Origin of the sequence: Methylobacterium thuringiense (assembly GCF_022179645.1) — a bacterium.
Classification (GTDB): domain Bacteria; phylum Pseudomonadota; class Alphaproteobacteria; order Rhizobiales; family Beijerinckiaceae; genus Methylobacterium; species Methylobacterium thuringiense.
Genome location: NZ_BPRA01000024.1, coordinates 61,124 through 75,413 on the forward strand (window position 1 = coordinate 61,124; position 14,290 = coordinate 75,413).

At 68.0% G+C, this 14,290-nt stretch carries 13 protein-coding genes; 4 read left to right on the forward strand and 9 right to left on the reverse strand.

Going from position 1 to position 14,290, the window contains the following annotated elements; translation table 11 throughout:
- Positions 1-24 precede the first annotated feature (24 nt).
- Positions 25-657, reverse strand: a complete 633-nt coding sequence (locus tag MFF07_RS20090) for a 2OG-Fe(II) oxygenase (RefSeq protein ID WP_147816458.1) — start codon at positions 655-657, stop codon at positions 25-27.
- A 211-nt stretch (positions 658-868) separates the two neighbouring features.
- Between MFF07_RS20090 and MFF07_RS20095 the strand changes: the two genes are divergently transcribed.
- Positions 869-1,174, forward strand: a complete 306-nt coding sequence (locus MFF07_RS20095) for a hypothetical protein (protein WP_147816456.1) — start codon at positions 869-871, stop codon at positions 1,172-1,174.
- Positions 1,175-1,416: 242 nt separating this feature from the next.
- Positions 1,417-3,531, forward strand: coding sequence for an ABC transporter ATP-binding protein/permease (locus MFF07_RS20100; protein ID WP_147816454.1), 2,115 nt, complete (start codon positions 1,417-1,419; stop codon positions 3,529-3,531).
- Positions 3,532-3,537: 6 nt separating this feature from the next.
- On the opposite strand, the gene MFF07_RS20105 is transcribed toward MFF07_RS20100, so the two are convergent.
- From MFF07_RS20105 to MFF07_RS20135, 7 genes are all read right to left on the reverse strand, one after another.
- A complete protein-coding gene (locus tag MFF07_RS20105) occupies positions 3,538-4,254 on the reverse strand; it encodes an LrgB family protein (protein WP_147816452.1) in 717 nt (238 codons plus the stop codon).
- A complete protein-coding gene (locus MFF07_RS20110) occupies positions 4,251-4,655 on the reverse strand; it encodes a CidA/LrgA family protein (RefSeq protein WP_147816450.1) in 405 nt (134 codons plus the stop codon). Before MFF07_RS20110 ends, MFF07_RS20105 begins: the two co-directional genes overlap by 4 nt.
- An 18-nt stretch (positions 4,656-4,673) precedes the next feature.
- On the reverse strand, positions 4,674-5,174 hold the full coding sequence (locus MFF07_RS20115; protein WP_238232770.1) for a tellurite resistance TerB family protein: 501 nt from the start codon (positions 5,172-5,174) through the stop codon (positions 4,674-4,676).
- A gap of 130 nt (positions 5,175-5,304) precedes the next feature.
- Complete coding sequence (locus tag MFF07_RS20120) at positions 5,305-6,738, reverse strand: mannose-1-phosphate guanylyltransferase/mannose-6-phosphate isomerase (protein WP_147816446.1); 1,434 nt, start codon at positions 6,736-6,738, stop codon at positions 5,305-5,307.
- Between the two features lie 188 nt (positions 6,739-6,926).
- Positions 6,927-9,092 (reverse strand): methylmalonyl-CoA mutase, encoded by a 2,166-nt coding sequence (scpA, locus tag MFF07_RS20125; RefSeq protein WP_147816444.1) that lies wholly within the window; start codon positions 9,090-9,092, stop codon positions 6,927-6,929.
- 67 nt (positions 9,093-9,159) lie between these two features.
- Positions 9,160-9,570 (reverse strand): hypothetical protein, encoded by a 411-nt coding sequence (locus tag MFF07_RS20130; protein WP_147816442.1) that lies wholly within the window; start codon positions 9,568-9,570, stop codon positions 9,160-9,162.
- 318 nt (positions 9,571-9,888) lie between these two features.
- Positions 9,889-10,104 (reverse strand): hypothetical protein, encoded by a 216-nt coding sequence (locus MFF07_RS20135; protein ID WP_147078644.1) that lies wholly within the window; start codon positions 10,102-10,104, stop codon positions 9,889-9,891.
- A gap of 458 nt (positions 10,105-10,562) precedes the next feature.
- Here MFF07_RS20135 and MFF07_RS20140 point away from each other — a divergent pair, with 458 nt between their 5' ends.
- Complete coding sequence (locus MFF07_RS20140; protein WP_147816440.1) at positions 10,563-11,708, forward strand: S1C family serine protease; 1,146 nt, start codon at positions 10,563-10,565, stop codon at positions 11,706-11,708.
- A gap of 46 nt (positions 11,709-11,754) precedes the next feature.
- Positions 11,755-12,444, forward strand: coding sequence for a J domain-containing protein (locus tag MFF07_RS20145; RefSeq protein ID WP_147816438.1), 690 nt, complete (start codon positions 11,755-11,757; stop codon positions 12,442-12,444).
- A 131-nt stretch (positions 12,445-12,575) separates the two neighbouring features.
- On the opposite strand, the gene MFF07_RS20150 is transcribed toward MFF07_RS20145, so the two are convergent.
- A complete protein-coding gene (locus MFF07_RS20150) occupies positions 12,576-14,057 on the reverse strand; it encodes a D-alanyl-D-alanine carboxypeptidase (protein WP_147816437.1) in 1,482 nt (493 codons plus the stop codon).
- Positions 14,058-14,290 lie beyond the last annotated feature (233 nt).

Genomic DNA, 14,290 nt, shown 5'->3' on the forward strand with positions numbered 1-14,290 from the left:
TCCTTGCTCGATATCTGGCCATATTCAGCGCCCGAAAATGCCCTTCAGGAACTGCGCCGTGCGGTTGCGCTTCTTCTTGCGCTCCAGCTCGGCCGCGTCCTTGACCCAGGCCACCTGCACGACACGGCGCTCGCCCTCGAAGGGCTCATGCCCATGCCAGGAGTTATCCGCGCGCAGGAAAGCGAACATCGTGCCCATCGTCGGCGGCACCTCGACGGCGAAGGGCTCGTAGTTCTTGCCGTCGTACAGCACCCGTAGCCGCCCCGCGGCCGGCGCATCCCAGGCATCGTTCATGTAGACGAGCAGCGTCATCACCTTCGACGGGCCGTCCGTATGGATCGAGCCGTATTTCGGCTGGCTCTTCTTCATGATCGTGGTGAGGCGCGGGCACGAGACGAGATCGATGCCGAACTTCTCGCCGAGAATGCGCGAAAACGCGTCGCTCTCGAGTTCTTCGATCAGCGCCTTGAAGCGGCCCTTCAGCGCCACCTCGTCGACGGTGAGGTAGCCGGGCTTGGCGATGGCCGGGAAATCCTGACGGATCTCGTCGATCGCGCCTCGGTTCAGCACGTCGTTGCCGAGGAAATAGGTGTAGGGCGCACGCGAGACGGGGGCTGCGCGCACGGCATCCAGATTGAGGATCGATAAGCCCGACATGGTGAGGTCTCGCCCGTTCGAGGCGGCGCGATTCGTATTTTCTACGGCCGCTTCATCGTTTGTTAAAGGCCTTTCCGGCCACACCGATTCGTAAACGGCTTGATTGCGGCTTCTGCGCGGCGATGCGTCTGGTCCTACCCCTTTTCCGGGCCTGCCGAACCTGCCATGGTCAAGCTTAGGCCGGAATCGTCACCGGCCGCCCGTCGGCATCATGAAACTCGCTCTCGTCCTCCTGACGAGCGCCTTGGCGATGGCCCAGGCGGCTCCGGCCGGCGCCCAGCAACGGCTGGCGGTGAATCGCATGTCCTGTACCGACGCCAAAGCGTTGGTGAAGCAGGATGGCGACGTCACGCTCGCCACCGGGCCGGGCATCACCGAGCGCATCGTGGCCGACCGCAGCTATTGCGAGATCACCGAGATCGCCGAGTTGCGCTTCGTGCCGACCCGCGACAACCTGCAATGTCCCGTCGGCTACCGCTGCAAGGCGCCGGATTTCGAGGACTGGAACTGGAAGTAGCGGCCGCGTCGAGCAGGCCATGGCGTCGCAGGCGATGTGCCGTAGCAGGGCGCGCCGACCCCCGCTTCGTTGCCTTTCGGAGCCTCACGGCTCGAACCTGACCAAAATTTCACGAGACAGAGCCTGCTCGGCAACACTATGTCGCCACGGCGCGCCGTCAGGGGTGGCGTCCGACGCGGGCGTTGCGGCGTCCATAAATCGAGCCGCCTTCAGGCGTCCGACGAATTCGAAGGGAGACCAGCGTGGCCGCACTCATGAGCGGGCTCGGCATCCAGGCCGCGCTCACCGCGATCGTCTCGCTGCTGCTGCTCGTCGCGCCGGGCATGCCGTCGCCGCCGCTCTATGTCTCCCTCGCGGGTTTCGCCATGGCGGGCATCCTGCTCGCCGCGAAGAACATCTCGGCCTACCTGAAGATCTTCATTTCGGTCTACGGCGTCGGCTTCCTGTTCCTCGCGGGTGCCAAGCAGGCTGCGGTGCTCGGTCTGCTCCCACCGGTGCTGGCGGCGCTGCTGCCGCCGGATTTCGCGGCCACGGGCGCCGTCGTCTTCGCCGCGATCGTACTCGGCATCTCCTACCTGCAGCCGATCCGCGACATCACGCTGATCGCCGACCCCTATTTTGCAGGACACGACGCGCCGACCCCGGAGATCGGTCCGTTCCGCTTTCTCGGTGGGACCGAGGGCAAGATCGGCCAGCGGCTCGTCGCGCTCTCGATCTTCATCACATTCGCTCAGGTCGCGCTGCAGTTGCGCCTGAACTTCTGGTACCGCGACCTCTTCAACGCGCTGCAGGAGTATAAGGCCGACGTCTTCTGGTATCAGCTGATCTGGATCTTCGGGCCGCTCGCTACGGTCTGGGTCATCATCGGCATGCTCGACGTCTTCATCGACGCGAGCCTGCACATCCGCTGGCGGACCTGGCTCACCCGCAGCCTCTACGAGCGCTGGCTCGATGGCGGCACGCATTACCGCATCCCGTTCACCGACGAGCACGCCGACAACCCCGACCAGCGCATCCAGAGCGACGTCAACCTGTTCATCCAGCAGACGACGACGCTCTCGATCCGGCTGCTGTCCCAGGCGGCGACCCTGGTCTCCTTCATGGTGATCCTGTGGGGCCTGTCGCGCGACTTCGTGCTGCCCTTCACGGATACGGTGATCCCCGGCTTCCTGGTCTGGCTGGTGATCGGCTACGCGGTGATCGGCACTTGGCTGACCCACGTCATCGGACGCCCGCTGATCGGCCTCGATTTCCGGCAGGAAAAGGTCGAGGCGGATTTCCGCTTCTCCCTCGCCCGCACCCGAATCTACAGCGAGCAGATCGCACTCTTGAGGGGTGAGCGGGCCGAGACCGTGCGCCTGCGCGGCCTGTTCGGCTCGATCATCGGCAATTACCTCGGCATCATCTACCGGCGAATCAAGCTCGGCAGCTTCACGCTGTCCTACAGCCAGATCAGCGTCGTCTTCCCCTACATCCTGGCCGCCCCGTCCTACTTTGCGAAGAAGATCACGCTCGGCCAGTTCCAGCAGACGGGCGATGCTTTCGGCAGCGTGCAGGGCGCCCTGTCGTTCTTCATCAACTCCTACACCACGCTCGCCTCCTACAAGGCGAACACCAACCGCCTCTCGTCCTTCAAGCGCGCCATGACCAAGGCCGAGGCGCTGAGCGGCGCCGGCTACGGCCTCGTCCAGGGCAACGAGAGCCGGGGCGACGTCACCGCGAAGGACCTCGTCCTGGCGCTGCCGGACGGCCGCGAGATCGTCCACACGCCGGGCTTCGCCCTCCAGAAGGGCGCGGCCACCCTCGTCACCGGCCCATCGGGCTCCGGCAAGTCGACGCTGTTCCGGGCGATCGCCGGAATCTGGCCGTTCGGCAAGGGACGGGTCGACGTGCCGCCGGGCCAGTCGGCGCTGCTGCTGCCGCAGCGCCCCTACATTCCCCTCGGCACGCTGCGTGGGGCGGTGAGCTACCCCAGCACGATCGACCAGTTCTCGGATGCGGCGATCAAGGATGCGCTGATCGCGGCGCAACTGCCGCAACTCGCCGACAGTCTCGACGAGACCGACGCCTGGGACCAGCGCCTCTCCGGCGGCGAGCAACAGCGCCTCGCCATCGCTCGCGCCATCCTGGCCAAACCAGACTGGCTCTTCCTCGACGAATCCACCGCCGCCCTCGACGAGCCGAGCGAGGCGAAGATCTATACGACGCTGCGTGAAAAGCTGCCGGGCACGACGATCGTCTCGATCGGCCACCGCTCGACCCTGCACGCCCTGCATGACGGCCGCATCGACATGCAGCCTGCGAACGACGGCCGCTTCGAGCCGAAGCGGCTGCCGGCTCCGGCTGCGGCGGAGTAGGGCGACCTACTTCACCAGCCCGAGCACCAACGGCACGAGGATCGCCGTCAAGAAAGCGTTCAGCCCCATGGCGATGCCGGCGAAGGTGCCGGCGACGTCGCTGACTTGGAAGGCGCGAGCCGTGCCGAGGCCGTGGGCGGCCAGACCGGCCGCGAAGCCGCGGGCGCGCAGGTCCTTTACACGCAGGAGGTTCAGCAGCGGCGATACGATCACCGCGCCGGCGACGCCCGTCAGCATGACGAGCACGGCGGTCAGCGTCGGGTCGCCGCCGAGCGCCTCGACGATGCCCATCGCGACGCCGGTGGTGACCGATTTCGGGGCCAGCGCGACGACGATGCCGTGCGACAGCCCGAAGGCGCGCGCGAGCAGCACGGCCGAGGCGAGCGCGGTGACCGCCCCGACCACCAGCGCTGCGAGCATCGGCACGAGAGCCCGCAGCACCACCGCGCGGCGCTCATAGAGCGGCACGGCCAGCGCCACCGTCGCCGGCCCGAGCAGGAAATGCACGAATTGCGCGCCCTGGAAGTAGGTCGGGTAGGGTGTGCCGGTGAGCTTCAGGACGAGGCTGGTCATCCAGATCGCGTGCAGCACGGGGTTCGCCAGTGGATGGCGTCCGGTCGCCTCCGAGAATCGCTCCGCGACGACGTAGGCCAACAGCGTCACGGTCAGCCACAGCAGCGGCGTACGGGTGAGATAGACCCAGAGGGCGAACTCGCCGGTCATGAGGCCACGTCCGGTCCGCGTGGACGCACGAGGCGCGAGACGGCGACGAATGTGAGCGCCGTGGCCGACAGGGTCAGCACCACGGAGACGAGCAGGACGACGGCGAGCGCGAGGCCGTTGGCAGCGAGCACGTCGAGACGGCCGACGATCCCGACGCCCGCCGGCACGAACATTAGGGAGAGATGGGTGAGCAGACCCTTCGCGGTGCCCTCCAGCTCGCCCTGGACGAGGGGCTTCGGCAACACCCGTTCGGCCGAGCAGCGGTAGCGGTCGCGGAGCAGTAGAAAGCCGAACATCAGCGCGGCGCCGAGCACCGGACCCGGCACGGGCAGGCCGCTGCCATGGGCCACCACTTCGCCCAGCAGCTGGGCCAGCAGGATCAGGGTGAGGCTGACGATCACGGCGCCGTCAGGCCTCCGTTATGGAGCGATGGCGTCGGCGGCAGGAGCATCGCCGGCCGTCCGGGCGTTGGCGCGCGCCAGGCCGATCGCGGCCTCGTCCAAACCTAGAAGCTTGCCGAGTCGCCAGACCAGCGCTTCCTCGAACTCGTGAACCTCGCCATCCGCGCCGGCGACCGACCACGCCATCGTCAGGATCCGCTCGCGCTCGGCGCTGCCGCCCTCGCGGCCGATCAACTCCACGAGGCTCGACATGTCGCGGGTTTCCGCATCGAACGCGGCGGCGCGGCTGATCAGCTCGTTGGCCTCGCTCTCGGTGGCCGCATAGCGCGAGCGCACCAGCCGGGTCAGGCGCTCGGACTCGGCCGGATCGAGCACGCCGTCGGCGCGGGCGACATGGACGAGCAGGGCGGTGGCCGCGAGATGCTCGTCACCCTCTGTGGCGGCGTCCGTCCCTTGCGCGGAGCGCCCGGAGCCGAAGGCGGCGGAGGCGTATGAGATCAGTCGTGCGAACAGCGCCATGGTGGCCCGGGAGGCGTGAGGTGCGCCACCCTTCGTCGCCCCCTGCGTGCCGTCAAGCGACCAGCCGGGCTCGACTCCCTCGCAAGGCGAGATGGTGCGCGGCCGTGGCCCGCCTGCATCTCAACGATCCTCAGCGCCCGTAGATGTCCTCGACGCGGATGATGTCGTCCTCGCCGGTGTAGGAGCCGACCTGGACTTCGATCAATTCGAGCGGGATCTTGCCGGGGTTGGTCAGCCGGTGCATCGAGCCGATCGGCAGGTAGACCGCCTCGTTCTCGTGCACGAGGATGATCTGCTCGTTGAGCGTCACCTCGGCCGTGCCCTTGACCACGACCCAGTGCTCGGCCCGGTGGAAGTGCTTCTGCAGGGAGAGCCGACCACCCGGCGTCACCATGATACGCTTCACCTGGAAGCGCTCGCCGATGTCGATGCGCTGGTACCACCCCCAGGGCCGGTACATCCGCCGATGGGCGTCCGCCTCGGGATAGGCCTTCTTGCGCAGCGTCGTGACGAGTTCCTTGACCTCGCCCGAGCGCGACTTCGAGGCGACGAGCACGGCGTCGGGCGTCGCCACGACCACGACGTCGTCGAGGCCGACCACCGTGGTCAGGCCCTCGCCCTCGCTGTGGATGAGGCTGTTGCTGGTGCCGACGAGTTCCACCCGGCCGCGCACGGCGTTGCCCTGGGCGTCGCGATCGAGAACCTGCCAGACCGCGTCCCAGGTGCCGACGTCTGACCAGGGAAAGGAGACCGGCAGCACGCCGGCATGCACCGTACGCTCCATCACGGCGTAGTCGATCGATGTTTTCGGCGCTTGCGCGAAGGCGGCGGCGTCGAGGCGCACGAAATCGAGATCGGTGGTGGCGGCATCGAGCGCCGCACGGGCGGCGGCGAGGATCTCGGGCACGTAGGCTTCGAGTTCGGCCAGCATGATGTCGGCGCGGAACAGGAAGTAGCCCGAGTTCCACAGGGCGCCCTCGGCGATCAGCCGCTCCGCGCCGGCCGCATCCGGCTTCTCGACGAAGCGCTCGACGGCATGCAGGCCGGGCAGGCCGTCGAGGGTCGGGCCGGGGCGAACGTAGCCGTAGTCGCTGGCCGCCCGCGTGGGCTCGATCCCGAGCGTCATGATATGCCCGTTCCGCGCACCGGATGCGGCGATCCTGGCGGCGGCGGCAAAGGCCGGCGCGTCGCCGATGACATGGTCGGCGGCGAGGATGAGCACGACCGCTTCCGGGTCGCGCCGCGCGGCGGTCAGCGCGGCGACGGCGACGGCAGCGGCCGAATCCTGCCGGCTCGGCTCCAGCACGATGTCGGCGGGCACCTCCGCTTCCAGCAGCTGTTCGGCAACGATGAAGCGGGCCTCGGATGAGGCGATCACGATGGGCCGAGAGAAGACGGCCGCGTCGGTCACACGTTTCGCGGTCGCCTGGAAGGTCGAACTCTCGGCATCGACCAGGCGCGTGAACTGCTTTGGCATGCTCTCGCGGGAAGCCGGCCACAGCCGCGTGCCGGAGCCACCGCACAGGATCACCGGGAGGATCAGGTCTCGGTTGGTCTCTGTCATTCGATGGCCACTTCCCTCAGCGTTGCCGAAACGGCGATGCTCATGCGCAGCATCGACCGCAGCGCACCATTACCGAACGGCGGCCGGAAATTCCAACCACCGTCGGCATCGCAGACAACAGGACTGCCGGCTGTTCGGCCATTCGCAAGGCCGAGGCAGGTTCTCGCACGGCGAGCCGACGACGCGCGCTACTCGGCAGCCTGCCGCTCGATGTAACCCAGCCTGTGGTTCAGCTCGCTCATCAGCTTGACCGCGGCTTCCGCGATCACGGTGCCCGGCGGGAAGATCGCCGAGGCGCCGGCCTCGTAGAGCGCGTCGTAGTCGGCCGGCGGGATCACGCCGCCGATGACGATCATCACGTCCTCGCGGCCCTGCTCGGTCAGCGCGGTCTTCAGCTCCGGCACGAGCGTGAGGTGGCCGGCGGCCAGCGAAGAGACGCCGATGATGTGGACGTCGTTCTCCACCGCCTGACGCGCCGCCTCTTCCGGCGTCGCGAAGAGCGGCCCGATATCGACGTCGAAGCCGAGATCGGCGAAGGCCGAGGCGATCACCTTCTGGCCGCGATCGTGCCCGTCCTGGCCCATCTTGGCGACGAGGATGCGCGGGCGGCGACCATCCGCCTCCTCGAACGCCTCGACGAGCAGCCTGACCTCTTCCACCGCCGGCGACATGCCGCCCACCTCCCGCTTGTAGACGCCCGAAATCGAGCGGATCTCGGCGCGGTGACGGCCCCAGGCCTTCTCCAGCGCCTCCGAGATCTCGCCGACCGTGGCCTTCGCCCGAGCCGCGTTCACCGCGAGTTCGAGCAGGTTCTCGTCCGTGTCGACGGCCTTGGTCAGAGCGGCGAGCGCCGCGTCGACGTCGGCCTGGCTGCGCTCGGCGCGCAGGCGCTTGAGCTTGTCGATCTGCAGCGTGCGCACGTTCTTGTTGTCGACGCGCAAGAGCTCGATCTTCATCTCGTCGTCGGGCTTGTATTTGTTGATGCCGACGATGGTCTGACGGCCGGAATCGATTCGGGCCTGGGCGCGCGCCGCCGCCTCTTCGATTCGGAGCTTGGGCACGCCGGCCTCGATGGCCTTGGCCATGCCGCCGAGTTCCTCGACTTCCCTGATGTGCTCCCAAGCGCGCTTGGCGATGTCGGCGGTCAGGCGCTCGACGTAATAGGAGCCGCCCCAGGGGTCGATGATGCGCGTGGTGCCGCTCTCCTGCTGCAGAAAGAGCTGGGTGTTGCGGGCGATCCGGGCGGAGAAGTCCGTCGGCAGGGCCAGCGCCTCGTCGAGCGCATTGGTGTGCAGCGACTGCGTGCCGCCCTGCGTCGCCGCCATCGCCTCGATCGCGGTGCGGGTGACGTTGTTGAACACGTCCTGCGCGGTGAGCGACCATCCGCTCGTCTGCGAATGCGTGCGCAGCGGCAGCGACTTCTCCTTCTGCGGGTCGAACTCCTTCACGAGCTTGGCCCAGATCAGGCGCGCCGCCCGCATCTTGGCGATCTCCATGAAGAAGTTCGTGCCGATCGCCCAGAAGAACGACAGCCGCGGTGCGAACTGGTCGATGGTCAGGCCTGCGGCGAGGCCGGCCTTGATGTATTCGACGCCGTCGGCGAGCGTGTATGCGAGTTCCAAATCGTTCGTCGCACCGGCTTCCTGCATGTGATAGCCGGAAATCGAGATCGAGTTGAACTTCGGCATGTTCTTGGACGTGTAGCCGAAGATGTCCGAGATGATCCGCATCGATCCCTTGGGGGGATAGATGTAGGTGTTGCGGACCATGAACTCCTTGAGGATGTCGTTCTGGATCGTTCCGGCGAGTTTTTCGGGCGGCACGCCCTGCTCTTCCGCCGCGACGATGTAGAGGGCGAGGATCGGCAGAACCGCGCCGTTCATCGTCATCGACACGGTCATCTCTTCGAGGGGAATCCCCGAGAACAACGTGCGCATGTCGTAGATCGAGTCGATCGCCACGCCGGCCATGCCGACGTCGCCCGAGACGCGCGGGTGGTCGGAATCGTAGCCGCGGTGGGTGGCGAGATCGAAGGCGACCGACAGGCCCTTCTGCCCGGCTGCGAGGTTGCGGCGGTAGAAGGCGTTCGAATCTTCGGCCGTCGAGAAGCCCGCATACTGGCGGATCGTCCAGGGCTGCGAGACGTACATCGCCGGATAGGGGCCGCGCAGATACGGCGCGATGCCCGGATAGGAGTCGACACCCTCCAGCCCTTCGCGGTCCTCGGGGCCGTAGAACCCCTTCACCGGTATGCCCTCGGGGGTCATCCAGGACTCGCCCGTGGGCGGCGGCGGGGCCGGAATGGCCTCGGCCGCGTAGGAGAGGGTGGTGAAATCGGGAACGCGGGACGTCATGGCGCTTGGGTTCTCGGGGCGTGCGGCCTTTTCGCCATTATAGGGATGGCCGGGTCGCCCGCTACTCCTAACGCGCGACCCCGGCGTTCGGTGGCTGCGGAGCGGCGTTCGCGACGAGCCAGGTTTTGCGCTGCTCAATCATGCGATCGAGGCGGGCGCGCCGCGATTCCTTGCGCTCGCAGTCGCCGGGGCAATCGCAGTTCGGATCGCTCCCAGAATTGCTGTCGAGGATCGACAGGATCGCGAAGCCGAGTATGACCGCCGCGAAGGCATAGAGCGGCCAGGCGAAGCCGAGGCCGACGATCACGGCGAGGCCGATCTTGAGGACCAGCGAGCCGGCGATCTTGAGCTTCAGCATGGTCGCCAGGGCACCGCCGGCTCCGACGAAGCCGCGCAGGGCCCGCAGGATCGCGATCCGATAGCGCTTCCGGGACGCCAGCGCTTCGAGCCGGAGGAGTTCGCGCTCGACGCGGATCACAGACGGATCGCGTGAATCACCTGTCTTCGCTGGCAGCATGGTCGGTTCGCTCCGCCTTCTCGCCCGGCATCCCACGCCGTCATGAGGACGATGTCGGTGCGCGAGAAAACATGGAGCTGCCGGACACGCCAAGCCCAGGCTCGAGGGCGCCGGTGCCCGACGAGCCGATCGCTGCATTCCGGGTTCGGCGTAGGGGAGGGCGCTCGAAGGGCCGTGTCGCGGTGCGCATGGCGCCGGGATCACGGGCAGGCCGCGAAGAAGGCGCCGGCCCCCGGGCAGGGGGCGCGCCACGAAAGGCGCGCCGGCACTGCGTCCGGATCAGTTGAGGTAGGTGCGGATCCAGTTCGGGGAGAGGATCTCGCCCTCTTCCGTGATGATCCAGGGCTGTTTGGCCGGATCGGTGAGCGCACCCGCGGCGGCTTCCAGGGCCTCGCGCAGCGTGTCGTAGCGCTCGGGCTGGGCCAGGGGCGACGCGGCAGGCAGCGTGCGCCAGATCGTCAGGTCGGCCGGACGTTCGAGAGCCTCGGTTTCCATGTCGTGGTCTTCCTCGTGAACCCTGTACGCGGTCGGTTCGTCGACGGGGCTGAGATCAGCGGCCAGCCGACGTGGTGCATATGCCAGTACGATTGGGAGCATCTGTTGGCGTCTTTGCGATCAATTCGGGCAATTGTTTCCCGATCGTCACCGTGTCGACGCAGTTCCCTGTCGCGATTGCCCGATACTGAAGAACTGGCGTCTTGCGTCACGCCTTGGATGCTCGTCACTTGCGATGCGATGACTGTGCGGTCGAAGTGTAAGCAATTCGTTAGTTTGGCGCTCACCCTACCGCAGTGCGGTGACGCACCTGCTCAGCTTGTGGACGGCTGTGGATTTTCCGCGACGCCGGCCGGGCGTTGACGGGAACGCGGCACGCGCCCACGTCATGCCGCACCCGCCCGGGCAGTTCTGCCGACGACGCCGTCGTCCCTGCTCGCGGCTTCGGGACGTGTCCGGTGCCTGATCGTTTCGTGCGGATCGCCCTGGGGATCACCCTCGGCCTGCTGATCGCCGTCGTGGCGCAGCCCTACATCATGGCCTTCCTCTATGCGGCCGATCAGCCGCGGGCGATCACGGCGCGCGGCGACCTCTCGGCGGCCGAGACCACCACCGTCGACCTTTTCGCCCGCGCCTCGCCATCGGTAGTCCACGTCTTCGCGCAGTCGGCGGCGCAGGGTCGCGCCCTGCTCGATCCCGAGATGGACGAAGACAGCGGTCAGCAGCAGGGCGGCAGCGGCACGCAGACCGGCACCGGCTTCGTCTGGGATTCCGGTGGCCACGTCGTCACCAACAACCATGTCGTCCAGGGTGCGACCCAGAAGGGCGGCTCGATCTCGGTGCGGCTGTCCTCGGGCGAGGTGGTCTCGGCGAGCGTCGTCGGGACCGCCCCGAACTACGATCTCGCGGTGCTGCGCCTCGGGCGCGTCGCTCGGCAACCGCCGCCCCTCGCCGTCGGCACCTCTGCGGACCTCAAGGTGGGCCAGGCGGCCTTCGCCATCGGCAACCCGTTCGGCCTCGATCACACGCTCACCACCGGGGTCATCAGCGCCCTGCAGCGCCGCCTGCCGACGCAGGAGGGCCGCGAGCTCTCGGGCGTCATCCAGACCGACGCGGCGATCAACCCCGGCAATTCCGGCGGTCCGCTGCTCGACTCCGCCGGGCGGCTGATCGGCGTCAACACCGCGATCTTCTCGCCCTCGGGGGCGAGCGCCGGCATCGGCTTCGCCGTCCCGGTGGATGTTGTGAACCGCGTCGTCCCGGAACTGATCCGTAACGGCCGGATGCGTAATCCGGGAATCGGCATCATCGCCGGCCAGGAGGCCACCGCCGCCCGCCTCGGCATCGATGGTGTCGTGGTTATGCGGGTGCTGCCCGGATCGCCGGCCGCGAATGCAGGGCTTCGCGGCGTCGACCCGCAATCCGGCGAGATCGGCGACATCGTCGTCGGCGTGAACGACAAACGCGTCCATCGCCTCGCCGACCTCACCGCCGCGGTCGAGGCGGCCGGCATGGACAAGGCCGTGATGCTCCAAGTCGAGCGCGACGGCCGCATCCGGCAGATCCGCGTGACGACGGCGGATGTCGCGCAGACGCGGTTGTAACGGGATCAGCCTTTACGCGGATGCCTAACCGGCCGATCACGGCAGCATGTTGCTCGCCCTCGGTGTTCTCGTACTCGTCGGATTGTGGTGGCTCGGCCGCAGCGGCGGTCGTCTGCCGGCCGGACTCAGTCCAAGGCGGATCGGCAGCTACGCCGCCTTCGCCGTGGCGGCGCTCCTGGCGCTGCGCGGCGTTCTGCTGCCGGCGGTTTTGCTCGCCGGCGTCGGTCTCTGGCTGCTGGAGGGAGGGGAGGGGGTCTCGAAGAGGCTCGCCGGCCTCGTCGCGAAACTAAGGCCGAACCGCGCACCGAAGCGCACCGCCACCGTCGAGTTCGAGCCCGCCTCCGGTGACGGCACGATACTGGCCGGTCCCCATACCGGCGAGCGCCTGTCGGCGGTTCCGCGCGGCGATCTCGTCGCGCTCCACACGCTCTGCCGTAGTGCCGACCCCGACGGGGCGCGGCTACTGGAGGCGTATCTGGACCGCCGGCACTCCGGCTGGCGTATAGACGCTGAGCGCGATCTTCACGCGCGGACGGGCCGTCCGCTTGACCCAGGGGCGATGACGCAGAAGGAGGCCTATGAGATCCTGGGGCTTGAGAGCGGGGCGTCCCTGGAGCAGGTCCGCACGGCCCACAGGGCGCTGATGAAACGGCTGCATCCCGATCAGGGGGGCACCGCCGAGTTTGCCGCGCGTATCAACGCGGCTCGGGACAGGCTGACGAACCGACATCGCTGAAACTCCACGCGCGTTGTCAGAGAGGACTGATGGCGAACCGCCGGCCCAATACGCGGGCCGATGGGCAGGTCAGAAGTGTCGCATGATGTTTTCGGAAAACCGGCTTCCACTTTTCCGCATCAGGCGTGGCGTCAGCTGCGGGTCGCGAAGCAGTTGAAGCCGTTCTTTTTCAGGGCCGAGCAGGCATCCTGCGCGGAGCTCTGCTCTGAGAAGCCCGAGAACCGGGCGCGGTAGAGCGTCGTGCCGCCGTGGCTGACGCGAACCGTGTAGGGGGCTGCCTTGCCCAGCGCGCCGCCGGCGCGACCGCGAGCCTCGGCCAGCATCGATTTCGCCTTGTCTTCGTCGTCCATGGCGCCGAGCTGGATCACCCAGGCCGTCGGCGTCACGCCGCGCGAGGTGATCTCGGCCTTCTCCGACTTGGCCGGCGCCTCGGAGCGCGTGGCGACCGCGTCGTAGGACGGAAGCCTGGCGCTCGACTTGGCCGAGCCCGGGAACCCGGCTTGGCCCGCCGAGCCGGCATAGGCCTGTGCCGCGCCGGGGATCGAGGCCGGCGGACGGCGGCCCATGCCGGGCGTCGTGGTCGGGGCGGCATCCGTCGCGTTCGTCGTCTCGATCTCGTCGTCGTCGGCCGAGGCGTAGCGGGTGCGGGTCTTCGAGGCGGCGTCGGCGATCACGGCCGGACGGCCGCGCTCGGCCGTCTCGATCAGCGCCGGGGACTGGCGGGCGCCGGCATAGGCGCGGGGCAGGCTGGCGCGGACGAGGTCGGCCATGATCCGGTCGCGGCTGGCGCCCGACTTGCCGCCGAGGACGATCGCGACGATCTGGCGGTCGTCGGACTTTGCCGCGGTCATCAGGTTGAAGCCCGAATCGCGCGTGTAGCCGGTCTTGATGCCGTCGACGCCCTGGACGTTGCCGAGCAGGCGGTTGTGGTTGCCGATCACCCGGCCGCGGAAGGCGAAGGAGCGGGTCTGGAAATACTTGTAGTAGCGCGGGAAGCGGTCCTGGATCGCGCGGGCGAGCACCGTGAGGTCGCGCGCCGTGGTGATCTGGTCGGCATCCGGCAGGCCCGAGGCGTTGGCGTAGTGCGTACGGCTCATGCCGAGCGCCTGGGCCTTGCGGGTCATCATCTCCGCGAATTTCGGCTCCGAGCCGGCGATGTTCTCGCCGATGGCGCAGGCGACGTCGTTGGCCGACTTCGTCACGATTGCCTTGATCGCGTCCTCGACCTCGATGGTGGAGCCCGGGCGCAGGCCGAGCTTCGACGGCGCCTGGGCGGCGGCGTTGGCCGAGATCGTCAGCGGCGAGTCGAGCTGGAAGCGCCCGCGCTCGAGCTGCTCGAACAGCATGTAGAGGGTCATCACCTTGGTGATCGAGGCCGGATGGCGCAGCGCGTCCTCGTTGACCGCATGCAGCGTCTTGCCGGACTTCACGTCGACGACCATGGCCGCGTAGGGCGGGTTGTAGCCGCTGACGGCGCGCTGGTGGGCCGCGCGGTGGTGGTGGGCGTGCCGACGCGCCTCGGCCGGCGAGGCGATCGCGGCGAGGATCGCCGCGGCTGCCAGGGCGGCAGGGGTCGCACGGTAACGAAGAAAACGGCCTGACACGCTACGCATTACCGCTGATCCGTCCCGCACCTTCGAGCCGCTGCCCGGCCCGCACTGCGCCATTGCCGCGAAGAGCACCGGGCCCGCCCGACGTCCCGCTCCATCTCGATATGTGACGGTATGTGGACGCGGTTACGCGGCCGTTAATGCGGCGCAACCTGGGGCCGAAACGTTGTTTCCAGGCAGGGTGCTAGCCGGGCCATTGCCGGGCGCCGGCCCTCGCGACACGGACAAGTGCGCGC